Annotated in this window: 24 protein-coding genes; 12 read left to right on the top strand and 12 right to left on the bottom strand. The window is 72.0% G+C overall.

Translation table 11 applies throughout. From position 1 onward, the window contains the following. Positions 1–55 precede the first annotated feature (55 nt). Positions 56–637, top strand: coding sequence for a hypothetical protein (locus L6E10_RS13365; RefSeq protein ID WP_236219830.1), 582 nt, complete (start codon positions 56–58; stop codon positions 635–637). On the opposite strand, the gene L6E10_RS13360 is transcribed toward L6E10_RS13365, so the two are convergent. From L6E10_RS13360 to L6E10_RS13350, 3 genes are read right to left on the bottom strand one after another with little or no spacing between them, the layout of a single operon-like run. After that, a complete protein-coding gene (locus L6E10_RS13360; RefSeq protein ID WP_308102784.1) occupies positions 632–1,108 on the bottom strand; it encodes a DUF1360 domain-containing protein in 477 nt (158 codons plus the stop codon). The genes L6E10_RS13365 and L6E10_RS13360 overlap by 6 nt on opposite strands. Next, positions 1,105–1,296 (bottom strand): DUF2795 domain-containing protein, encoded by a 192-nt coding sequence (locus L6E10_RS13355; protein ID WP_236219829.1) that lies wholly within the window; start codon positions 1,294–1,296, stop codon positions 1,105–1,107. The genes L6E10_RS13360 and L6E10_RS13355 overlap by 4 nt, the downstream gene beginning before the upstream one ends. 16 nt (positions 1,297–1,312) lie before the next feature. After that, the gene (locus tag L6E10_RS13350) at positions 1,313–2,107 is read right to left on the bottom strand and encodes an SDR family oxidoreductase (RefSeq protein WP_236219828.1); all 795 of its coding nucleotides are present in this window, start codon (positions 2,105–2,107) and stop codon (positions 1,313–1,315) included. A 139-nt stretch (positions 2,108–2,246) separates the two neighbouring features. On the opposite strand from L6E10_RS13350, the gene L6E10_RS13345 reads away from it, so the two are divergent. From L6E10_RS13345 to L6E10_RS13335, 3 genes are read left to right on the top strand one after another with little or no spacing between them, the layout of a single operon-like run. Then, a complete protein-coding gene (locus L6E10_RS13345) occupies positions 2,247–3,236 on the top strand; it encodes an efflux RND transporter periplasmic adaptor subunit (protein ID WP_236219827.1) in 990 nt (329 codons plus the stop codon). Beyond that, positions 3,236–3,940, top strand: coding sequence for an ABC transporter ATP-binding protein (locus L6E10_RS13340; protein ID WP_236219826.1), 705 nt, complete (start codon positions 3,236–3,238; stop codon positions 3,938–3,940). The genes L6E10_RS13345 and L6E10_RS13340 overlap by 1 nt, the downstream gene beginning before the upstream one ends. Further along, complete coding sequence (locus tag L6E10_RS13335) at positions 3,940–5,268, top strand: ABC transporter permease (protein ID WP_236219825.1); 1,329 nt, start codon at positions 3,940–3,942, stop codon at positions 5,266–5,268. The genes L6E10_RS13340 and L6E10_RS13335 overlap by 1 nt, the downstream gene beginning before the upstream one ends. Before the next feature lie 63 nt (positions 5,269–5,331). Here the strand turns inward: L6E10_RS13335 and L6E10_RS13330 are convergent, their stop codons facing one another. Both L6E10_RS13330 and L6E10_RS13325 read right to left on the bottom strand, forming a co-directional pair. Continuing rightward, positions 5,332–6,117, bottom strand: a complete 786-nt coding sequence (locus L6E10_RS13330) for an aldo/keto reductase (RefSeq protein WP_236220112.1) — start codon at positions 6,115–6,117, stop codon at positions 5,332–5,334. A 51-nt stretch (positions 6,118–6,168) separates the two neighbouring features. Continuing rightward, complete coding sequence (locus L6E10_RS13325) at positions 6,169–6,933, bottom strand: SDR family NAD(P)-dependent oxidoreductase (RefSeq protein ID WP_236219824.1); 765 nt, start codon at positions 6,931–6,933, stop codon at positions 6,169–6,171. Between the two features lie 83 nt (positions 6,934–7,016). On the opposite strand from L6E10_RS13325, the gene L6E10_RS13320 reads away from it, so the two are divergent. Genes L6E10_RS13320 through L6E10_RS13305 form a run of 4 tightly spaced genes read left to right on the top strand, consistent with a single transcriptional unit; the run spans position 7,017 to position 9,852 of the window. Then, complete coding sequence (locus L6E10_RS13320) at positions 7,017–7,454, top strand: MarR family winged helix-turn-helix transcriptional regulator (RefSeq protein WP_236219823.1); 438 nt, start codon at positions 7,017–7,019, stop codon at positions 7,452–7,454. Positions 7,455–7,476: 22 nt separating this feature from the next. After that, positions 7,477–8,568: an acyl-CoA dehydrogenase family protein gene (locus L6E10_RS13315; RefSeq protein ID WP_236219822.1), complete on the top strand. Its 1,092-nt coding sequence runs from the start codon at positions 7,477–7,479 to the stop codon at positions 8,566–8,568. A gap of 34 nt (positions 8,569–8,602) precedes the next feature. Next, positions 8,603–9,400, top strand: a complete 798-nt coding sequence (locus tag L6E10_RS13310) for a thymidylate synthase (RefSeq protein ID WP_236219821.1) — start codon at positions 8,603–8,605, stop codon at positions 9,398–9,400. Then, complete coding sequence (locus L6E10_RS13305) at positions 9,397–9,852, top strand: dihydrofolate reductase (RefSeq protein ID WP_236219820.1); 456 nt, start codon at positions 9,397–9,399, stop codon at positions 9,850–9,852. The genes L6E10_RS13310 and L6E10_RS13305 overlap by 4 nt, the downstream gene beginning before the upstream one ends. Here the strand turns inward: L6E10_RS13305 and L6E10_RS13300 are convergent. The 3 genes from L6E10_RS13300 to L6E10_RS13290 are packed head-to-tail and all read right to left on the bottom strand — an operon-like array spanning position 9,846 to position 11,627. Then, complete coding sequence (locus L6E10_RS13300) at positions 9,846–10,370, bottom strand: YciI family protein (protein ID WP_236220111.1); 525 nt, start codon at positions 10,368–10,370, stop codon at positions 9,846–9,848. The genes L6E10_RS13305 and L6E10_RS13300 overlap by 7 nt on opposite strands. Next, entirely contained in the window at positions 10,370–10,729 is a 360-nt protein-coding gene (locus L6E10_RS13295) for an MmcQ/YjbR family DNA-binding protein (protein WP_236219819.1), read from the bottom strand. Before L6E10_RS13295 ends, L6E10_RS13300 begins: the two co-directional genes overlap by 1 nt. A 10-nt stretch (positions 10,730–10,739) precedes the next feature. Next, on the bottom strand, positions 10,740–11,627 hold the full coding sequence (locus L6E10_RS13290; protein WP_236219818.1) for a proteasome assembly chaperone family protein: 888 nt from the start codon (positions 11,625–11,627) through the stop codon (positions 10,740–10,742). Between the two features lie 130 nt (positions 11,628–11,757). Between L6E10_RS13290 and L6E10_RS13285 the strand changes: the two genes are divergently transcribed. The 3 genes from L6E10_RS13285 to L6E10_RS13275 all read left to right on the top strand — a co-directional run bounded on the left by L6E10_RS13285 (position 11,758) and on the right by L6E10_RS13275 (position 14,639). Further along, the gene (locus L6E10_RS13285) at positions 11,758–12,369 is read left to right on the top strand and encodes a DUF4230 domain-containing protein (RefSeq protein ID WP_236219817.1); all 612 of its coding nucleotides are present in this window, start codon (positions 11,758–11,760) and stop codon (positions 12,367–12,369) included. An 82-nt stretch (positions 12,370–12,451) separates the two neighbouring features. Continuing rightward, complete coding sequence (locus L6E10_RS13280) at positions 12,452–14,068, top strand: serine/threonine-protein kinase (protein ID WP_236219816.1); 1,617 nt, start codon at positions 12,452–12,454, stop codon at positions 14,066–14,068. A 52-nt stretch (positions 14,069–14,120) separates the two neighbouring features. Next, positions 14,121–14,639, top strand: a complete 519-nt coding sequence (locus L6E10_RS13275) for a hypothetical protein (protein ID WP_236219815.1) — start codon at positions 14,121–14,123, stop codon at positions 14,637–14,639. A gap of 34 nt (positions 14,640–14,673) precedes the next feature. Here the strand turns inward: L6E10_RS13275 and L6E10_RS40775 are convergent, their stop codons facing one another. From L6E10_RS40775 to L6E10_RS13255, 4 genes are read right to left on the bottom strand one after another with little or no spacing between them, the layout of a single operon-like run. After that, positions 14,674–16,686, bottom strand: coding sequence for a transglutaminase domain-containing protein (locus tag L6E10_RS40775; protein ID WP_236219814.1), 2,013 nt, complete (start codon positions 16,684–16,686; stop codon positions 14,674–14,676). Between the two features lie 46 nt (positions 16,687–16,732). Continuing rightward, positions 16,733–17,839 carry a DUF58 domain-containing protein gene (locus L6E10_RS13265; RefSeq protein ID WP_236219813.1) on the bottom strand — a complete coding sequence of 369 codons (1,107 nt, stop codon included), beginning with the start codon at positions 17,837–17,839 and terminating at the stop codon, positions 16,733–16,735. Then, on the bottom strand, positions 17,836–18,801 hold the full coding sequence (locus tag L6E10_RS13260; RefSeq protein ID WP_236219812.1) for a MoxR family ATPase: 966 nt from the start codon (positions 18,799–18,801) through the stop codon (positions 17,836–17,838). The genes L6E10_RS13265 and L6E10_RS13260 overlap by 4 nt, the downstream gene beginning before the upstream one ends. After that, positions 18,798–20,969 carry a hypothetical protein gene (locus tag L6E10_RS13255; RefSeq protein ID WP_236219811.1) on the bottom strand — a complete coding sequence of 724 codons (2,172 nt, stop codon included), beginning with the start codon at positions 20,967–20,969 and terminating at the stop codon, positions 18,798–18,800. Before L6E10_RS13255 ends, L6E10_RS13260 begins: the two co-directional genes overlap by 4 nt. 188 nt (positions 20,970–21,157) lie before the next feature. Here L6E10_RS13255 and L6E10_RS13250 point away from each other — a divergent pair, with 188 nt between their 5' ends. Continuing rightward, positions 21,158–21,802: a hypothetical protein gene (locus tag L6E10_RS13250; RefSeq protein ID WP_236219810.1), complete on the top strand. Its 645-nt coding sequence runs from the start codon at positions 21,158–21,160 to the stop codon at positions 21,800–21,802. The last annotated feature ends 61 nt before the right edge of the window (positions 21,803–21,863 follow it).

Here is a 21,863-nt window from a genome sequence, read left to right as displayed (position 1 = left end):
TCGGAATGCCTTGAAACACCACGTTTTCCTGCGCGTTTCGGGGGTACACGAGGATGTGCTGACGACTGTCTTCCGGCTGCTCGCGAAGGCGCGGCACGCCCGGGCCTTCCACCCGCGCGGCCTCCTGCTGACCGGGGAGCTGACCGGATCCGACCCCTTCCCCCGCGGTGCCGAGGTCGTCGTGCGACTGTCCAAAGGCGCGGGCACCGGTCCCGGCAAGCCCGACGTGCTCGGCCTCGCCCTGCGCGTGCCCACCCCGTCCGGCGACTGGGACCTGCTGCTGTCGAGCACCGGCACGGGTCGGCGGACGCGGATGCTGCCGAAGTTCGTGCGCCGCTGGCGCGACGCCCGGCTCGGCACGCTGGCGCCCTACCGGTACCGCGGCGAGCTGCTGTGGTTCATGGCCGTTCCCGGCGAGGGCGAGCCGCCGGGGAGGTTCACCCTGCACGCGTCGGGCAGGGACGCGCGGTGGCGCCAGGTCGCCGAGCTGACGCTGCGGCCGCGCGAGGACGCGCGACCGGTGGCGTTCGACCCGGTGCTCAACCTGCCGCCGGAGCTGGAACTGGCGCCGCGCTGGCTCGCCACGGTGCGCCGGGAGGCCTACGAGGGGAGCCGGCGCGGTCGCCGCGGGTCATGACTTCAACTTGTCGTAGACGAGGTTCAGGGTGTCCGAGGCCGCCACGGCGGTGAGGGCCGTCGACACCAGGCGGGTGAACCGCGGTGCGAACACCATGCCGGCGGTGAGCCCGCTCGCGATCCACACGCCCGCGCAGAACGGGCACGTCAGCAGCTCGCCGATCGCGTGCCGCGCCGGGTGGTCCGACCGCACCGACTCCTTGAGCTCCGCGTGGCCCGCCGGCTCCTCGTAGCGGGTGAACGGTGCCCTGAGCGGGCTCGTCACCGCTTCCTTGGTGAGAAGCCGGCTCGCCTTGTGCGTCGCCACGGCCACGAGCGCGGTGTCGCCGAGGGAGAACTTCTCGGGAAGCCGGGCGCCGGTGAAGCGTCCGACCGCCGCGACGGCGCCGACGAGTGCCGCGTACGTGCCCATGGCGAGCAGGTAGCCGGGAAGCGGCCTGCCCTCGCCGTACGCCTGCTGGATCCGGTTCACGCGTTCGAGACCTCCGCACTGACGGCGTTCGGGCCGTTGTAGTCGTGTTCGGGCAGCTTTTCCGGCGCTGCCGGGACGTCCTCGCCGGCCCCGTTCCCCCGTCCGGCGTCGAGCGGGTGCCCCTCGTGCACGGGGTGGCCGACGCCGGACGGGTACTTCCGGACTTCGCTGGGGTTCGGTTGGTCCATGGGCCGCGAATACCCGTCAGGAGTCGGCTGAACCGGGCTCCGTCATCGAACGCATCATCTTGGCCTTCACCGGGTCCGGGGCGACCCTGCCCGCGATCGCCTGGACCTTGTTCTTGAGCGACCCGGCCACCACGTGGTCGTCGCCCTTCATCAGCGCCTCGAACCCCTGCTGCGCGACCTGCGCCGGGTCGTCCTTGTCCCCCGTCGCGACCTTGGTGTCCTGCATGCCGGCGCGGTCGAAGAACTCGGTGTCGGTCGGGCCGGGCATCAGGCTCGTGACGCTGACGCCGGTGTCGCGCAGCTCCTCGCGCAGGCTTTGGGCGAACGACGCCAGGAACGCCTTCGAGGCCGCGTAGACGGAGTGGAACGGGCCGGGCGCGGTGGCGGCGATGGACGACGTGAAGAGCACCTTGCCCTCCTTGCGGTCCACCATGTCGCCGATCAGGCGGTGCGCGAGGTGCACCGCGGAGCGGACGTTGAGGTCGACGATCTCCAGGTTGTCGCCGAGCGCGGTGTCGCGCACGAAGTCGCCGCCGACACCGACGCCCGCGTTGATCACGAGCGCGTCGACCGGGCGGCCCATCGCGCGCAGCCGTGCCACGAGGGACTCGACCCCCTCGAACAGGCGCAGGTCGGCGAGCACCGGTTCGACCCGCACACCGCCGCTGCGCAGCCCCAGCTGCGCGGCGGCCTCCTCGATCCTCTCGTCCTCCGCCACGACCACCACGTCGAAGCCGTTGTCCGCGAAGACCTTGGCGAGTTCGTAACCGATTCCACTGGACGCGCCGGTTACCACGGCAAGCGCATTCACAAGCTTTCTCCTTCCGGTCAACGCCCGGATACCCGTGGCCACCAGGTCGATGCGACATCGGCCGAAAGTCCGATGCAACCTCCACGGCGGGTGGGGTGTCCTTATCCATAGGTTGGTCGAAACGACATGGGGGACGTTCGTGCGGAAAATTGTTCTCGCGCCGCTGTGCGCGCTGGTCACGGTGGGCGTGGCTGCGTGCAGTCCGTCGGGTCCCGACCAGACCGACCCGGAGCTGGCGCCGCGGGGCACGACGATGACGAAGGTCAAGCCGACGAGGCAGGACCTGACCACCAAGCTCAGCATCTCGGGCAAGGTCGAGATGAACCCCACGTTCGGGCTGGTCGCCCCCACCGCGGGCCAGGTGCGGTACTTCGACGTCCCGGCTCCGAACGGCACCCCCACGAGGCCGATCCGGGTCGCGACCGTGTGGAGCGGCCAGACGCCGAACTACGTCGAGGCCCCGGCGGGGTCCACGTTCAGCGGCAGGCTCGTCGACGACAAGGCGACGGTGACGGCGGGCATGCCGATCGCGTCCGCGAAGCACGTCGGCTACGCGCTCGTCGGCGACATCGACGGCCAGCAGGCGTACAAGATCAGCGGCGCGCTCACCGACGTGACGGCGCAGATCAAGAGCGGGCCCGGCCCCTTCCCGTGCACGGTGCTCGGCACGATCGCCGCGCTGCCGCAGGGCACCGTCCCGGAGAAGCCTCCGGCCACGCCCGACGGCAAGGACTCCAAGGAGCAGCAGCCGCAGCAGCAGCCCAAGACCCCGGAGCAGCCGCAGCAGCCGAGCGGTTCGACGGGCCTGCGCATCGTGTGCACCGCGCCCGCCGACGTGCAGATGATCAACGGCGCCACGGCGTCGATCGAGGTCACCACCGGCAAGTCGACGCAGGCGCTGGTCGTCCCGGTCGAGGCCGTCGCGGGCCAGCAGGGCAAGGGCAAGGTCGACGTCCTCGGCGCCGACGGCCGGCGCCGCACCACCGACGTGGTGCTCGGCCTCACCGACGGCAAGGTGATCGAGGTGAAGTCGGGTCTCACCGGCGACGAGGAGCTCGCCGTGCCCGGCCCGAACCTGCCGGAGGGCCAGCAGCAGGGCGGCGACCAGAGCAAGCCGACGGGACCGTGATGACGCAGTCCTTCGCCCAGCCCGCGGTGCAGGCACCGCTGTTGCAGCTCAACGGGATCACGAAAGTGCTGAAGGGGCAGGAGGAACCGCGCACCATCCTGTCGGGGGTGGACCTGACCGTCCACCCTGGACAGAGCGTGGCGATCCTCGGCCGTTCCGGCTCCGGCAAGTCGACCCTGCTGTCGCTGATCGGACTGTTCGACCGTGCCGACGGAGGTCAGTACCTCCTGCACGGCGACGACATCACCAAGCTCCCCGAACGCAGGGCCGCGGCGTTGCGCAGCGCGGAGTTCGGGTTCGTCTTCCAGCGCTTCTTCCTGCTCAAGCACCTCACCGCGGCGCAGAACGTCGCGATGGCGCTCGTGAACGGCCAGGGCTGGTCGGCGCGGCGCAAGCGCAGGCAGCAGGTGATGGACGCGCTGGAGCAGGTCGGCATCGCTCACCTCGCGAAGTCCAAGCCCACCAGGCTCTCCGGCGGCGAGCAGCAGCGCGTCGCGATCGCCCGCGCCCTCGTGCGGCAGCCGCGCATCATCCTCGCCGACGAGCCCACGGGCGCGCTCGACACCGAGACCGGCAACCTCGTCGTCGAGGTGCTGCTCAACACGACCAGGCAGGGCTGCGGCCTCGTGCTGGTCACGCACGACCACGACCACGCGCGCAAGATGGGCCGCGTGCTGGAGCTGCGCGACGGGCGGTTCAACTGATGCTTTCCGGCAAGTTCCGGTCCGCCCTCGTCATCGGCGGACAGGGCATCCGCGCCCGAAAACTGCGCACGTTCCTGTCGATGGTCTCGTTGTTCCTCGGCGTCCTCGCCGTCGTCGCCGTGCAGGCGGGCGCGGAGATCGCCGAACGCGCGATGCTCACCGACGTCGAGCTGCAGTCCGGCAAGGACGGCACGGTCATGGGCTACGTCCCCGGCGAGAAGGGCGCGCCGGGCATCGTCGAGGCCATGATGAAGGGCCGCACCGACGCGGTCGCGATGATCGGCTCCAAAGCGATCATCGGCGAGCCCGGCGTGCGGCCGATCAACGAGGGCGGCATGCCGTTCGAGTACGCGGGCCGCGGCGGTGACTACTCCGGCCCGCAGGTGTACTGCGACAAGAACGGCACCTGCACCGAGCAGAAGGCGCAGGAGAAGAAGCCGGACGGCCAGGCGATCGAGGTCAGCATGGTCGCGCTGACCGGTGACATCCGCCCGTTCAAGCCGTTCCGCCCGGTCTCCGGCAACTGGCTCGAGTTCGGCACCGCGCCCTCCCTGGCACCGCGGATCGTGCTGAACGAGGAGGCCGCCAAGGGCCTGCGGCAGTACCGCGTCCCCGGCGAGATGATGATCGACGGCGCCACCCACCACGTGTCGCCCCAGATCACGGGCGTGGTGCAGGACGGCTACTTCCAGCCGCGCATCTACATGCGCCTCGACGAACTGCGCACGTGGATGCCCGCGGCCGCCGAGACCACCGAGGTCGACAGGATGCGCGGCGGCGGCACCAACCTCGAGCTCTACCTGCAGCCGGGTTCCGACGACCTCCAGCGGCTGCTCAAGGCGAAGCTCGCCGGCGTCGGCATCCCGCAGGACCAGATGCACTTCCAGGTCGTGAACTCCAAGGAGCGCATGGAGTCCGAGCTGAAGATCATGCGCCTGATCTTCCTCGGCATGGCGTTCCTGGTGCTGCTGATCGGCGTCGCCGGCATCCTGAACGTCGGCCTCGCCACCGTCGGCGAGCGGGTCGAGGAGTTCGCCCTGCGCCGCGCGGTGGGCATGTCCCGGATGCTGCTCGCCGGCATCGTGCTGGCCGAGACGCTGCTGACGGGCCTGCTGACCGCGACGCTCGCGATCGGCGCCGGCGCGGCGGGCCTGCAGGTGGCCCTGATGATGTTCGGCAGCCGCTTCCCGTCGCTGCAGGGCACCGCCTTCCCCTGGGAGGCGGGGGTCGCGGGCGTGATCGCGGGTCTGGTCGCGGGCGTGCTGGGCGGGTTGATCCCGGCCGTCCGGGCGGCGCGGATCCCGATCGCCACAGTCATGCGAGCCTGAGGCGGCTCGTTGCCGGCGAAGCCCGGACCGCGATCGAGCGGTCCGGGCTTCGTGTTCTCCGGGCTAGTTGAGCTCGTCCGGGTCCGGCCCGATCCGGCCACCCCGGTCCAGCGTGGACAGGGCCTCCAGCTCGGCCTCCGGCAGCTCGAAGTCGAACACGTCGATGTTCTCCCGGATCCGGGACGGCGTCACGGACTTCGGGATCACGACGTTGCCGATCTGCAGGTGCCAGCGCAGCACGACCTGGGCGGCGGACTTGCCGTGCGCCAGCGCGATCTTCTGCACGACCGGGTCGGACAGCAGCTCGCCGCCCTGGCCGAGCGGCGACCACGCCTCGGTCTGGATGCCGTGCTCGGCGTTGAACGCGCGCAGCTCGGCCTGCTGGAGGTACGGGTGCAGCTCGATCTGGTTCACGGCCGGGGTGACGCCGGTCTCGTCGATCAGGCGGCGCAGGTGCTCGGGCTGGAAGTTGGAGACTCCGATGGCGCGGATGCGGCCCTGCTCCCGCAGCTCGACGAACGCCTTCCACGTGTCGACGTAGAGGTCGCGGGCCGGGGCCGGCCAGTGGATCAGGTACAGGTCGAGCACGTCGAGGCCGAGCTTGCGCATCGAGTCGTCGAACGCGCGCAGCGTCGAGTCGTAGCCCTGCGCGGAGTTCCAGAGCTTGGTGGTGACGAAGACGTCGTCGCGGGCCAGGCCGGACTCGGCGATGGCCTGGCCGGTGCCGGCCTCGTTGCCGTAGGCGGCCGCGGTGTCGATGCTGCGGTAGCCGGCCTCCAGCGCCTCCGCGACGGCCGGGGTGGCCTCCGCGTCGGGCACCTGCCAGACGCCGAAGCCGAGCTGGGGCATGACGACGCCGTTGTTGAGCTTCACGGTGTTCAAGAGAAAATCCTTACGTCGTTACGGGATGAGCGTCGGAGCGGTGCCGCCGTCGACGCGCAACGCGGCTCCGGTCGTCGCGGACGACAGGTCCGACGCGACGTAGGTGATGAGGTTCGCGACCTCGTGGGGGCGGATCAGGCGGCCGAGCAGGAGCGTGGGGCGTTCGGTGCGGACGAACTCCGCCTCGCCGCCCTCGCCGACGCGGTCGCGGATGAACTCCTCGACGCCGGGGGTCAGCGTCGGGCCGGGCAGCACCGAGTTGACGGTGACGCCGGTGCCCTTGACCTCCTGGGCCATGCCGCGCGAGAGGGCGAGCTGCGCGGTCTTCGTCATGCCGTAGTGGACCATCTCGGTCGGGGTGAAGACGGAGGACTCGCTGCTCACGAAGATCACCCGGCCCCAGCCGCGCTCGACCATGCGGGGCGTGTAGTGCCGGGCGAGGCGCACGCCGGACATGATGTTGGTGTCGAAGTAGCGCTGCCACTCGGCGTCGTCGATCTCGAAGACCGGCTTCGCGCCGTAGATCCCCAGGTTGTTGACCAGGACGTCGACGTCGGGCACCCGGCTGACGAGGTCGGCCGCGCCCTCGGCGGTCGCGAGGTCCGCCGCGACGCCGCGCACGTCACCGTTCGCGCTCAGCTTGCCGACCGCCTCGGCGACGCGGTCGGGGCCGCGGCCGGTGATGACGACGGCGGCACCCGCCTTGAGCAGCGCCTCCGCCGTGGCGTACCCGATGCCGGCGGTGGAGCCCGTCACGAGCGCCGTGCGTCCCGACAGATCCATGTCTCTCCCCGGTAGACTTGCTGAAGACGATTACAAGCGTACGCAATAGTTGCACACGCTGTCTATTCGAGAGGGATCGACCCATGTCACTGGACGACGACGCCGTCCAGGCGCGCGCACAGGGGTGGCGCACGCTCGCGGCGTTGCACGCGCGGATCGAGGACCGTCTCGAAAGAGCGCTGCAGAAGGCCCACGAACTTTCCGTCAGCGAGTACACCGTTCTGGACGTCCTCAACCGCCAGGACGGCTTCCACCTCCGGATGAACCAGCTCTCCAACGCCGTGGTGCTCAGCCAGTCGGCCACGACGCGCCTGGTCACGCGCCTGGAGGACCGCGGCCTGCTGGCCCGCTACCTCTGCCCCACCGACCGGCGCGGCATCTACACCGAGGTCACCGGCAAGGGCCACGCGCTGCTCGCACAGGCCCGTCCCACGCACGACGCCGTCCTCTCCGCCTCGCTGGAGGAGGCTTCGGCCGCTCCGGAGCTGAAGCCACTCGTTGAGGCGCTCGCCAAGCTCTGACCCACTCGGCAAGATCACCCGCATGGATCTCCACGCCCTGATCCGCGCCGAGGCGCCGATGGCCGAGCAGCAGCGCGCCCTCACCGAACCGGTGCTCACCGCGCTCGTCGACCACGGCGTGCACCGCCGGATCGCCCCGCGGCGCTACGGCGGCGCCGAACTCGGCCTGCCGGAGTGGAGCCGGGAGGTCCAGGAGCTGGCGCGGGCCGACGCCTCGACCGGGTGGACCGCGATGACGACCGCGGTCTCGGCGTCACTGGCCTGGTACCTGCCCCGGGATGCCTCCGACGAGGTCTTCGGCGACCCGCGTGCGCTGATCGCGGGCACGGCCGCACCGCTCGGCAGGGCGGTCGAGGCCGACGGCGGCTACCGCGTCACCGGCCGCTGGGGCTGGGGCAGCGCCGTCACCCACTCCGACTGGGTCATCGCAGGCACGCTCACGCCCGTCGGCCCGCGTCTGGCCGTGTACCCCCGTGCGGACGTGACGATCCACGACACCTGGAACGCCGCCGGCCTGCGCGCCACCGGTTCGCACGAGTTCTCCCTCGACGACGCCTTCCTGCCGGCACGCCGTGCAGTGTGGCCGATCGGCTGCACGCCCGGCATCGAGGGCCCGATCACCGTCTTCCCGTACTTCAGCTTCCTGGCCGTGGGCGTCGCGTCCGTGTGCCTGGGCATCGCCCGCCGCGCGGTCGACGAGATAGAGGCGCTGGCCGTCGCGAAGACCCCTCAGCACGCGACCACCCGGCTCGCCGAGCAGACCGGCGTGCAGATCGAGCTCGCGCTGGCCGAGGCACGGCTGTCGTCGGCGACGGCGTTCCTGCACGAGGCCCTGAGCGCCGCCTGGGAGCACGCCGTGAACGGCACCCCGACCCCGGACGCGGTGAAGGCGCGGCTGCGGCTGGCCTGCTCGTTCGCCTCGGGTGAGGCGGCCGACGTCACGCAGAAGGCGTTCGCGGCGGGCGGCGGCAGCTCGGTGTTCGAGTCGTCCGCCCTGCAACGGTGCCTGCGCGACGCCCACGTCGCCGCCCAGCACACCGTGGTGTCGCGCCGGGTGCTGGAGACGTACTCGATGCTCAAGCTGGGCCTCGGACCCGACATGTCGAGGTTCTGAAGCCGGACCGGGATGGTGGAGCTAGGGTGCGTGCATGCCCGACACGCAGTACGAAGACCTGCTCCGCCACGTCCTGAAGGAGGGCGTGCGCAAGGAAGACCGCACCGGCACCGGCACGCGGTCGATCTTCGGCCACCAGCTGCGCTACCCGCTCGCCGCGGGCTTCCCGCTGATCACGACGAAGAAGGTCCACTTCAAGTCGATCGCGTACGAGCTGCTGTGGTTCCTGCGCGGCGACAGCAACGTCCGCTGGCTGCGGGAGCACGGCGTGTCCATCTGGGACGAGTGGGCGTCCCCGGAGGGCGAGCTCGGCCCCGTCTACGGCGTGCAGTGGCGCTCGTGGCCCACCCCGGACGGCGGGCACGTCGACCAGATCGCCGAGGTGCTGAGGACCCTGCGGGAGAACCCGGACTCGCGCCGGATCATCGTCTCCGCCTGGAACGTCGGCGAGATCCCGCAGATGGCGCTGCCGCCCTGCCACGCGTTCTTCCAGTTCTACGTCGCCGACGGCAAGCTGTCCTGCCAGCTCTACCAGCGCAGCGCGGACCTGTTCCTCGGCGTGCCGTTCAACATCGCCTCCTACGCGCTGCTCACGCACATGATCGCGGCGCAGACCGGCCTCGGCGTCGGCGACTTCATCTGGACCGGCGGCGACTGCCACATCTACGACAACCACGTCGAGCAGGTCGAACTGCAGCTCAGCCGCGAGGCCCGCGAGTTCCCCACCCTCCGGCTGGCCTCCGCGCCGTCGCTGTTCGACCACACCTACGAGGACTTCACGATCGAGGGCTACGACCCGCACCCCGGCATCAAGGCCCCGGTGGCGGTGTGATCGGCCTGATCTGGGCGCAGGCCGCGAACGGCGTGATCGGCCGCGACAACGCCATCCCGTGGCACGTCCCCGAGGACATGAAGCACTTCCGGGAGACCACCGCGGGGGCGGCGGTCCTCATGGGACGCCGCACCTGGGAGTCCCTGCCGCCGCGCTTCCGCCCGCTGCCCGGCCGCCGCAACCTGGTGCTGTCGCGCACGCCCCAGGAGGGTGCGGAGACGTTCTCCTCGCTGCGGGAGGCGCTCGCGGACGTCACCGGCGACCTGTGGGTGATCGGCGGGTCCGCGGTGTACGCGGCCACGCTGCCGTTCGCGGACCGCGTCGAGGTGACCGAGATCCGGGAGGCGTTCGAGGGCGACACCCGCGCGCCCGCCGTGGACCGCGAGCCGGTGCGCGTCGGGGAGTGGCTGGAGTCGAGCAGCGGCCTGCACTACCGGTTCGTCAGCTACTGACGCCGGCCGCCGAACTCCCATTCGTGCACCTCGACGGCGTCGTACCGGTCGACGGTCAGCACCGACCGCGGGTCGGCCGACCTGACCAGTGCCGCCGTCCCCAGCCACGCAGTGCCGTCGTCGGACAGCAACGGCCCGTACGCGATCAGCTCGTCGGGGCGCGCGGGGACGAGGTCGGCCGGTTCGCCCGACCCGAACCCGAGCACGAGGTGGCCACCGCCCTCGCGGCCGCCGGGGAAGTCCCACATCGTGCGGCCGAGCACGTTGCGCCACCTGCGCAGCAGCACGTCGCGGTACGCGCCGGCCCGGTGGTTCGGCTCGTCGAACGCGAACGCCCGTGCGGCGGCCGGGCCGGGGAGGTCGACGACGTGGACGCTGCCGGTGAGCACACCGCCGGTGAACGTCGGGCCGCGGGCGATCAGGTCGAACCGGTCCATGTAGGACCAGTGCTGCTCGACGAGCCTCTCGCGCAACGGCATCGAGCCCGGCCGGTCCCGGTGGTGGCAGAAGAACTCCATCAGCGCCTGCGCGCCCGCGCGTGCCACGCCTCCACGATCAGCTCCTCCAGCTCCCCCACCCCGATGTGCTCCAGCCGCACGAAGATCGCCGGGTACCCCTGGAAGTGCGGCGTCGTGAAGTAGACCGACCGGTCCGACGCGAGCAGCGCCTCCTTGACGCCGAGGTCGGGCACCCGCGCCGCCAGGATAGGCCCGGAGGGGGCCGCCGCGCCCAGGGCCGACAGGTCGGTCCCCCGCAGCGGCCGTTCCCAGACGAACAGCTTCTCCCTGACCCTCCAGTCGGCGACGCCCTCCCGCACCCCCTCCGTCACGTCCGGCATGGAGGTGGCGATCCTGCGCACGTCGTCCCAGGTGGCCATGGCGGAGCTCCTACAGGTGGTCCGGCGGACGCTGCTGCTCGGCGAGGAACCGCTCGAACTCGGCACCCAGCTCGTCCGCGCTGGGGATGTCGGTGTCGCCGACAGTCTGGATGAACGCGTCGTACTGCCGCTCGAGCGCTTCCACCACCTGCGCGACCTCCTCGGACTCCGCGACCTGGCGGTGGATCTCGGCGTCGGCGGTCTGGGCAGCCTCGATCAGCGAGCCGATCGGCAGGGCTAGGCCCGAGGCGCGGGCGACGGCGTCCAGCAGCGTCACGGCGGCGGTCGGGTACTGCGACTGGGCGAGGTAGTGCGGCACCTGGGCGGCGAAACCCATGGCGTCGTGGCCCGCCTGGCCCAGGCGGAACTCCAGCAGGCCGGAGACGTTGCCCGGCACCTGCACGCGGTTGAAGAACGGCTGGTACTCCGACACGAGCTCGGGGCGCGTGGCGTGGCCGATGACGTTCAGCGGGCGGGTGTGCGGCACGCCCATCGGGATGCCGTGGAAGCCGATGGTGAGGCGGACGCCCCAACGGTCGACCAACGACTTCACGGCCTGGATGAACGCCTCCCAGCCGCGGTCCGGCTCCGGGCCCGTGAGCAGCAGGAACGGGTGCCCCGCGCTGTCGAACAGCAGGTGCACGACCAGTTGCGGGGCGGCGTAGTCCTCCCAGTGGTCGGTCGCGTAGGTCATCAGCGGGCGGCGCGAGCGGTAGTCGATCAGGCCGTCGACGTCGAACCGCGCCACGACGCGGCTCTCGAGGGTCTCCAGCAGGTGCTCGGCGAGCAGGCGGCCCGCGGCGCCGGCGTCCATGAAGCCCTCGAAGTGGTGCAGCAGCACCGCACCCGTGAGGTCCGGCACCTCCGAGTCCACCTCGTACAGGTTCTCCGGGTCCACCGCAACGCCTCCTGAACAATCGCTTTCGTCTCGCCCAAAGCCAACCACGCGGACGCGCAACTGATTCCGCTCGGGTCGATTAGCCCATACGGCCCGTGTGCGCGCATCACTTCACGGGTACCCGAGCGCGGTGTACAAGCGCTGGGTGATGCGTGGAGCTCTGGTCGCGGCCGTTCTCATTCTCCTCGGCGCGGCGGCGTACGTCTTCGGCCTGGTCCGGCCGTTCGGCGGCGAGTCGATCGACCGCAGCCAGCCCGCGATGCTCAAGTCGGTGCGGGACCTGAGCCAGTACCACGCCGCGGCGGGCGAGTTCCAGGTCGTGCTGGACATCGAGGACGACGTGAAGTGGGTGCCCGCCGCGCTGGCGGGTCAGCGCACGCTGTTCGTCGCGGCCGGGTCCGTCAACGCGTACGTGGACCTGGGGTCGTTGAAGGACGACGGGCTGGTGGTGTCGCCGGACGGCAAGACGGTCGAACTGCGGCTGCCGGAGCCCCGGCTGGACAAGCCGAACCTGCACCACGACAGGTCCTACGTCTTCAGCCAGGAACGCGGACTCGTCAACGACCTGCAGGCGCTGGCCGGGCCTCCCGACCAGCAGCGGTTCTACGTCGCGGCCGAGGGGAAGCTGACGGAGGCCGCGAAGCAGTCGGAGCTGCTCAAGCGGGCAGAGGACAACACCCGCGTGATGCTCACCGGAATGCTGCAGTCGTTGGGATTCCAGGTGAAGGTGGTCGGGGACTAGCTCCGCGGACGATCCGGACCGCCGGGTCCTCCCCGCGCGAACTTCCACCGGTGACCCCTTCTCCCCGGGATAGGATCCGCCGGTGGACGACGATCTGATGGCCTGGGCGCCCGCGCAGGGCGCCGCACGGGCGCCCGAGATCGCGTTGCCCGGCTACAGCGGTTTCCGCGTGATCGCGCAGGGCGGGGAAGGCACGATCTACCGCGCCCGCCAGGACGGTCTCGGCCGCGACGTCGCGGTCAAGGTGCTGCAGGTGACCGACCCGGCGACGGTGACCCGCTTCCGCCGCGAGCTCGCCATCACCGTCGAGCTCGGCCGCCAGCACCCCCACATCGTCACGGTGCTCGACACGGGCACGCTGCCCGACGGCCGCCCGTGCATCGTCATGGAGTTCTACGAGCGCGGCTCGCTGCACGACCGTTTGCGCGCCATGGGCCCGTTGCCCGTGGCCGACGTGGTGGCGGCGGGCATCGCGGTCGCGGACGCGCTGGCGTTCGCGCACGGCCAGGGCGTCCTGCACCGCGACGTCAAGCCGCAGAACGTGCTGGCGCTCCCGACCTCCTACGTGCTGGCCGACTTCGGCGTCGCGCGCGGAGCCGACGCGGGTCACTCCGCGTCGCTGCAGATGGTCAGCTACCGGCACGCCGCCCCGCAGATGCTGGAAGGCGTCGCGCCGTCGTTCGCCGACGACATCTGGTCGCTCGGCTCGACGCTGTTCACGTTGCTGGAGGGCAAACCGCCGTTCGCGTCGGACAACCCGGACGAGGACACGCTGCTGTCCTACGTCGGCCGGGTCGGCAGCGGGGAACCCCGTTCGCTCACCCGGTTCGACGTGCCGGCGCCGCTCGTCGCCGTCATCGACCGCTGCCTGCGCAAGGACCGCGCCGAGCGGTTCGGGTCGGCGCTGGAGCTGCGGGACGCGCTGATGGCGGCGAACTCCGGCACGACCCTGTCCACTGTGGACGTCGATGCGACGGCGGTGCTGGGCGAGCGCCCCCTGTTCTTCCCGGAGGGCCCGACCGAGGCTCCCGGCTTCGGTCCGCGCGGCTTCGTCCCGGAACCGGAACCCGAACCGGAAGCCGAACCGGAAGCCGAGCGCGACGACTCGTGGCGCGGGCAGCTCGAGGACCTGACCTACCGGCGGCACGACCTCGTCCCGCCCCCTCCTCCGCGGCCGGAACCGGTCGCCGTGCTGCCCGCGGTCGACCTGCCGCCCCCGGTAGAGCCGATGACCGGGCCTGTCCGCAGGAGCAGGCGCGGCGGCGTGCTCGCACTCCTGGCCGTAATCGCGGTGACGGGCGGTGTGGTCGCGGGCATGCTGCTCAACCGCGGTGGCGATGACCGGCAGCAGGCGCAACCTCCTGTGACGACAACGACACCGCCCGTGCCGACGTCGGAGTCCGTCGACGCGGGCCCGCCCCCGAACGCCGATCCGAGGTTCGTCCCGGTCCTCAAGCGCGCCGAGTACCGGGGCGGGGCGATCGAGCTGGAGTGGAGCGATCCGAGCGACGGCCAGGCCGAGTTCGTGGTGATCGACGTGACGGGCGCGAAGCCGACGGCCGTGACGAGGGTGACCGGCGGTGGCACCAAGTACGTGATCGAGGACGGCGGCGGTTCGCGGCGTTGCTTCCAGATCGCGGCTTTCGGCTACAGCGGCGAACGGGGCAGCTCCGGGAAGGTCTGCGCCACCAAGAACTGACGGTTGCGAGGTCACGTTGTTGCGGGTGCGCGCGCTGGCGTACGGTCCCCCGGTGCAAAGCGCTCGTTATGCCGGCCCACCGATGTTCGCCCGTGGAAGTAAGCGCCGCGCACTCGTGGCGTGGGCGGCCGTTCCCCTCGTCGTCGGCATCGGGATCGGCGTGCTGATCGGGGGCGACCTCACCCCTCCCGCTCCGGTGAACCCCACCCCCACCGCACCGGTGAACGAGGCCCCGCAACTGGAGTACACCGACATGCCCTGCGACCCCGGCTCGTCGGTGCTCGTCCTGCACTCGCTGGAGGGCGCCATGCCGGCGGCGGACGTCAAGGTGCTGCTGGACTACGAGACGTTGTGGGTGCGGTACCGGGAGAACGCGAACCCCGTCCTGCGCGGCCAGACGGCGTTGCTGAGCAGGCGGGACGACGTCTGCGACGCGATCGTCCCGAACGACCCGAAGTTCACGCGGTTCGTGTGGATCGGGCCGTTCCAGTCGGACGTCGCGCCGTCGCTGTGCGAGGCGTTGCTCAAGGTGACCGGGAAGAACTGCATCCCCGCGCAGGTCGTCCGCTGACCGTTCCGGCCGGGCAGCGGACGACCTGCCCGGATCAGCGGCGGAACAGCGGACGCGGGTCGACCGCCCACAGCACCCTGCGCCACCGGGAAGCCTTGCGCCGCACCGCCTTCTCGACCTGCCGCGCCAGCCGCCAGCCGTCCTCGGCCGGTGCCGGCCGTGGCGCGAACGCGGCCTGGTCGACCATCACCGCCAGCCGGGCACCCGCCTCGCCCCACTCGCGGCCGATGTCCGGCACCGTGCGACTCGGCTCCGGCCTCAGGCCCGCGAGCTGCAGCGCGTCGAGCACCTCGTTCCACGCGCCCACCGGCCCTGCCGCGCGGAGCCTCAGGCGCCGCGAAGTCCGTGCCGCGTACAGCGCCACGAGCACCAGCAGCGGTGTGAACACCCAGAACGGGAAACCGCTGTCCGCCGGGGGCGCGGCCACCGCGTCGCCCTGCACGGCCGTCGGCTGCACCAGCGGCGGCACCGACGGCAGCGACGTCGGCGTCGGCTTCGCGGTCGTCGACGCGAGGCGGTTCAGCACCTCGCGCTTCGAGGCCGCGCTGGGCCCGCTCCCGTTGCCGGACACGGGATCGAACGCCACCCAGCCCCACCCGCTGAAGTACACCTCCGGCCACGCCGTGGCGTCCGCGGCCCGCACGATGCGCTCACCGTTCACCTCGGGCACCGGCTGGAACCCGACCACCACCCGCGTCGGCAACCCGACGGCCCGCGCCAGCACCGCGTAGGCCGACGCGAACTGCTCCGCCGTCCCCGCTCCGGCGCCGGACTCCCCGGGAGCCCCGAACAGGAACGTCTCCAGCCGCGCGTACGACGACCCGACCGGCGCCTCCGCGTCCGGCCGCCGGTTGAGCCGCACGACCTGTTCCAGCGCAACGGCCTTCTCGTACGGCGTGCGCGCGTTCTGCGTGGCCTGCCGCGCGTAGTCCGCCAGCGTGAACGGCAACCGCGGCAACGCCGTGTACTTCGTCGCGTCCGCGGGCACCCGGGCCTCGGCGAGATCGGCGTCGGCCGGAGTCTCGAGCACGCCCCGGACCGTGTAGCTCATCCCGGTCCTGAGCCCCTCGGCCACCACCAGCGACCCCGTGTCCGGGTCCACCATGGCGTTGCTCAGCGACACGGCCTGCGGCTTCCCGACACCGGGCAGCCACTCCCCCTGCAACCCGGTGATCCGCAGGTCGACGCTCGCGTCCTGGACCCTGCCTCCAACCGGCAGGTCCGGCGGGTCCACGACGCCCAGCGGCCCGTACGTCGACGCCGCCTCCCACGAGGCCCCCGTGTACCGGCTGAGCGTCACCAGCCGCACCGGCACCTCGGGCCCGCGCATCCGGAACAGCTCCGCCTCCCCCTGCGCCGCCCAGGCCGCGAGCTGCGGCAGCGGGTTGGAGATCGCGATGTCCGTGACCGGCGGCGTGACCAGCTTGCGCGGCTCGAACCCGTTGGTGGGCAACACGAACGCCACCAACGTCAAGGACGAGAGCGCCGTCGCCGGCACGGCCGGCGGCACCACGGGCCCGCGCCGGTCGATGATCAGCCACCCCAACGCCAGCAACACGACCAACGTGAGCGCCACAAGCCCGTACTTGTCCGCACGCCCCGTGGTGAGCAACGCCGCCGACACGTACAACGCGGCCGCTCCGAGCGCCGGCACGAACAACGCCGTGCCGCGCTTGCTCACCGACAGCACCGCGCCGGTCGAGACGCCGATGATCAGCAGAAGGCCCGGCACCAGCAGTTCCGGGGTCGCCGGGGCGGGACGCGCGGCCGTGAGGAGCCTCGGCACGGTGTCCAGCAGGACCCACGTGGGGTCGCGGTCCGGGGAGGCGCCTCTGGCGGCGAAGAAGCCGCCGGTCATGGCCACGACCATGATGGCGAGGGCGGCCAGGCCGGCGGGGACGAGCCTCTTGAGCGGCAGGGCGACGAAGCCGACGAGCGCGGCCAGTCCGAAGTAGAGGGTCGCGCCGTCCCAGGCCTGGGCCAGCTGGAGGGAGGCGACCAGGACGAGGGCGGCCACCCAGCCGTACTTGAGGAGGGAGCCGTTCACGCGGCCACCGCCGTTGCCGGCGCGCCGCGTCGCCCTGTCCGGCGCCTCATCGCGCCACCACCGCGTTCCACGAGTCGACCAGGTCCTCCGCACGGTCGCCGCTGATCACCAGCACCGACCCGGCCGCGCTCACCGGGCGTTGCCCGTCCACCACGAGCACGACGCCGTGGGCCGCTCGTCCCGCCTCCAGGACCAGGGCCGGGACGGAGGTTCCGCTGACCACGGCCACCACGTCCAGGTCGCGCACGGGCACGGCCGGGCGGCCGTCGACGTCCCGCAGTTCCAGGTCCGCCAGGGCGGAGAGGATCGGGGCCGGGTCCTGCTGCTCCTCGAGGTCGGTGCCGCCGGAGGACGTCAGCAGGCGGACCGGGTGGCCCTGTTCCAGGGCCGAGGTGATCAGGGAGGCGGCCACCTCGACGGCCTCCTCGAAGCGCTGGGGGTCGGCGTACGAGGTGGTGCTGTCGTCGAGCAGCACGGCCAGGTGCGGGCGGGCCGGGTCGGCGTCCTCGCGGATCATCAGGGTGCCGGTGCGGGCCGAGGTGGCCCAGTGCAGGCGGCGGAGGTCGTCGCCCGGCACGTACTCGCGCAGGCCCACCAGGTCGGTGCCACCGCGTTCCACCCGTTCGTCGGCGCCCACCTGGCCACGGCGTGCGCCGGACGGCAGGCCGCGGACCGGGAGCACGCGCGGGACGACGCGCACCTGCACGACCTCGCCCAGCACCGTCCTCGCCTGCGCCAGGCCGGCCAGGCCCTTGCGGCGCAACGTCAGCGGGCCCACGTCGAACACACCTCGGCGCTCGGTCGGGATGGCGTAGTCGACGGCCTCGACCGCTCCCGGCTCCAGCAGCGGCACGTCCACGGACATCGGGACCCCCGCCACCACGTCGACGGCGTCCAGGGCGACCGGCCAGCGGCCCACCGCGGACAGCTCCAGGCGGCCGTTGCAGCGGGCCAGGCGCGCGACGGTGCGGGGACGGACCGTGCGCGACACCGACAGCGGCGACGCGACCAGCACCGAGACCACCGACGCGACGACCAGGGCCGTCAGGGCCAGGCCGAACGCCGCCATGCCCGCGTAGCGCCACCACAGGCCGACGCCCAGCATCAGCACGCCCAGCACCGCTGTCCCGGTGCCGCGCACGGTGAGTCTCATTGGGCCGAGGGCTTGGGCACCGGCACGCGCGACAGCACGTCGGCCAGCACCTCGGACGTCGTCACGCCCGCCAGCACGCTCTCCCGCGTCAGCACCAGGCGGTGGGCCAGCACCGGGTCGGCGATGTCCTGGACGTCCTGCGGCACCACGAAGTGCCGGCCCTTCGACGCCGCGTACACCTGGGCGCAGCGGACCAGGGTCCGCAGGCCGCGGGTCGAGGCGCCGAGGCGCAGGCGCTCGTCGGACCTCGTGCCCGTGCCCAGGCCCGAGATGTACCGCAGGATCGGGTCGGCCACGTGCAGCAGCGACAGGCGGCCGCTGAACGCGCTGATCTCCCGTGGCGACGACACGGTGTGCACGTCGGCGATCCGGCCGGCGCCGCTGCCGGGGCGCAGCACGTCGAGCTCGTCCTCGACCGACGGGTAGCCGATCGATGTGCGCAGCATGAACCTGTCCAGCTGGGCCTCGGGCAGGCGGTAGGTGCCGTCGAGGTCGATCGGGTTCTGCGTGGCCACGACGAGGAACGGGTCGGGCACCGCGTGCCCGACGCCGTCGATCGTGACCGTGCGCTCCTCCATCACCTCGAGCAGCGCGGACTGCGTCTTGGCCGCCGCGCGGTTGATCTCGTCCGCCAGCACGACGTTCGCGAACACCGGGCCCGGCCGGAACCGGATCTGGCCCGTCTGCGGGTCGTAGACCGAGGTGCCCGTGACGTCGGACGGCAGCAGGTCCGGCGTGAACTGCACGCGCCGCGACACCCCGCCGAGCGCGCCCGCGACGGCACGCGCGAGCGTCGTCTTGCCCGTGCCCGGAACGTCCTCGAGCAGCACGTGACCGCCCGCGAACATGGCCACGAGGACCAGGTCGACCACGTCGCGCTTGCCGCGCACGGCGCCCTCGACCGCGTCACCGAGCCGGGTGTGCAGGTCGCGGAAGGCGGAAACCTCACCGGCGTCGATCACTTTTCCTCTTCTCTGCGAACACCGATGCGCAGCAGGAACGCACACGCCAGCAGGCCGAGACCGCCCGCCCCCATCGGCGCGGTCCCCGCTCCGGCCGGCGCCATCCTGGGGATGCACCCGGGCTTTCCCTGGCACTCGTCGTAGGTGAAGAACGCGTTCTTCACCGCCGAGTCGACCTGGCCGGCACCGGTGGCCGCGTAGGCGCGCACCACGATCGCGTTGGCGCCCTCCTCCAGGTCGATCGTGGCCGTCGTCGCGTTGCACGGGATGCCGACGGAGTAGCCGTACGTCCTGTTCACGACCTCACAACGGCCGTTGTGGCTCGCCCAGTCCGCCGGCGGCGCCATGCTCACCGTGCGCCTGGGCAACGTCCGGACACCGCTGACGCCGGTGATCACCGCGGCGCCCGCGGTCGGCAGCGACGGCGGGGGTGGCGGCGGAGGAGGCGGGGGCGTGGTCGTGGTCGTCACCGGCGGCGGAGGTGGCGGCGGGGGCGGAGGTGTCGTCGTGGTCGTCACCGGCGGCGGGGGCGGAGGAGGCGGGTTGTTCGGCGGCGTCACCGTGAACGCCGCCATGCCCGCCGCACCCGCGGCCGACGCCGTGGAGGCCCGCACCGTCACGTCGAGCCTGCCGCTCGTGCAGAACGTCGAACCCGCGCACGGCACCGACAGGTCCGTGGACGTCCCGGCCGTCTGCGCCGACACCGAGCCGCCGGAGAACGAGCCGGAACCGGACACCGTGTAGCCCACGACCGGATCGGCCGACGTGGCCGCGTTCCAGCTCACCGTGACGACGAGAGCGGACGCGCTGCGCGACTTCTCCCGCACCGACACACCGGCGGGCGCGGCCGGAGCCGTGCCCCCCGTGGAGGGCGGCACCGACGACGTCGTCGGAGGGGTGGAGACCTCCGTGGTGGGCCCGTTGCCGTTGTTGTCGCCGTTGTTGCCGTTGCCGGGGTTGCGCGGCGGCTTCGCCGGCTCGTCCGGGTTCGGTGGCGGGGGCGGCGGCACGGACGGCGGCGGCGAGCGGTCCGGGTCCTTCACCGGGAGCTCGGGGCTGCGGATCGTCAGCGAGCGCGTCGCGCCGTCCGGGTCGACCAGCACGCCCGTGGACGAGCCCGGCACGTTCACGAACAGCCGGCCGTCGTCGAAGACGAGCTCGGGGTCGGACCCGCCGGACGTCCGCACGTCGTCGCCACCGCGCCTGCCCCCGCGGTCGAGGACGACGACCTTGCCGGACCCCTTGCAGGGCACGTAGACCTTGTCGCGGAACACCGCGGGCCTGCCCGGCTTCGGGCACCCCATCGCGCCGACGTCGACGCGCAGGACGTCGCGGCCGACGACCAGCACCACGGCCGAGGACGCCGGGACCGACGCGGGCACCAGGTCGAGCGGCGAGGACTGGGCGGCGACCACCTCGGCGTCGGAGCGGTCGGTCGACGAGTCGACGTCCTCCCCCGTGCCGTCGCGCACGACGACACCGCCGTCGAGGCCGATCAGCGTGACGCCCTGGTCGTGCGGCACGAGAACCGTGCGCGGACCGGCACCGGTCACCTGGCGCTGGGTGCGCTCCTCGAACCGCTCCTCGTCGTAGGACCAGTCGAGCGAGCGCAGCGTGCCGCCGTGGTCGACCAGCCACAGCACGCCGCGCTCGTCCACCACGGCGTCGGCGAGGGGCTGGCCCGCCTCCCACGGCCGGCCGACGTCGGCCAGCGTCAGCGGGTCGGCGGTGTGCACGGTGCCGCCGGCGCGGTCGACGACGAACACCATCCCGTTCGACACCAGCACCTTGCTCGTCGCACCGGGCGGCGCCTGCCGGCGGCCGGAGGCGAGCAGCGTGGCCAGGTCGATGACGGTGATCTCGCCGGTGCGGCGGTCGAGGACGATGAGCCGCCCGTCCTCCTGCGCGATCTCGAGCCGCGAGTCGGGGCCGCTGATCTGCAGGCGCGTCTGCGGCTTGCCCGACACGGGGTTGACCTGCACGACCTCACCCCGCTGGTCGTCGCCCAGCCAGGTGAGCCCGTCCGACACCGCGACCGACGTCCGGGAGATGCCCTGACCGAGCGCGGCGCCCGCGAGCACCAGGACACCCAGCAGTGCCGCGACGAAACTCGCCGATTCCCGCCCTCCACCGGAGATGATGCGTCTGATCCGGTGCCACCAAGACATAGCGCGCCCTCCCTCGCCCGCCGGGGATGCTAACCCCCGGCTCTGACCTGTTCGGGCGGCGCATGGTTCCCGGTTCGCCCGGTCAGCCGACTGGCAGACATCGAAAACGGTAATCCGGAGGTCTGACAGTGTGGAAAACCGAATGGCGTTACCCCGAACCGACCAACGCTTAAGGCAGAGTGGGACGCATGGAAATCCCCGGCATGGGACTCGCCAAGCAGGCGCTCGACACCGCCCTCGACACGACGGCGGCCGTCGCGGCCGTCCCCACCCGCTTGCTGGGTCTCATCACCGAGGTCGAGCAGCTCGTCCGCAAGGTCAACGGCACGATCGACGCCGTCGACGGCGTCGTGCGCAGGGCCGACGAGCTCGTCGGCCGCACGGCGAACGTCGTCTCGGACGCGGAGAAGGCGGTCGACGAGGTCCGCGCGATCACGGCGAGCGCCGGCGACGTCGCCCAGCGCGCCGGTCTGGTCGTCACGGCGGCCGGTCAGACCGCGGACACGGCCAACGAGCTCATCGGCATCTACGAACCGATCGCCAAGCAGGCCCAGCCGCTCGCGAAGCGGTTCGTGGAGGAGCTCTCGCCGCACGAGATCGAGGCCGCGATCAAGCTCGTGGACGAGCTGCCGGTGCTGACCGAGCACCTGACCAGCGACATCCTGCCGATCCTCGCCACCCTCGACCGCGTCGGCCCCGAGGTGCACCAGCTGCTCGAGGTCACGAGCGACATGCGCCAGGCGATCCTCGGCATCCCCGGTTTCGGGTTCATGCGCCGCCGCGGGGAGAAAAAGGAGGAAGAAGAGGGTGTGAAGGAGGACGAGAACGGGTAACCCGGCCGCCATGACGGCCCACGCGCGCGAAGATCAACTCATCTGGTGGCTGCTGACCGGC

Source organism: Lentzea sp. CC55, assembly GCF_021056325.1.
Classification (GTDB): Bacteria; Actinomycetota; Actinomycetes; order Mycobacteriales; family Pseudonocardiaceae; genus Lentzea; species Lentzea jiangxiensis.
Note: the sequence above shows the minus strand (reverse complement) of the source record. Positions and strands in the feature narration are given on the sequence as shown.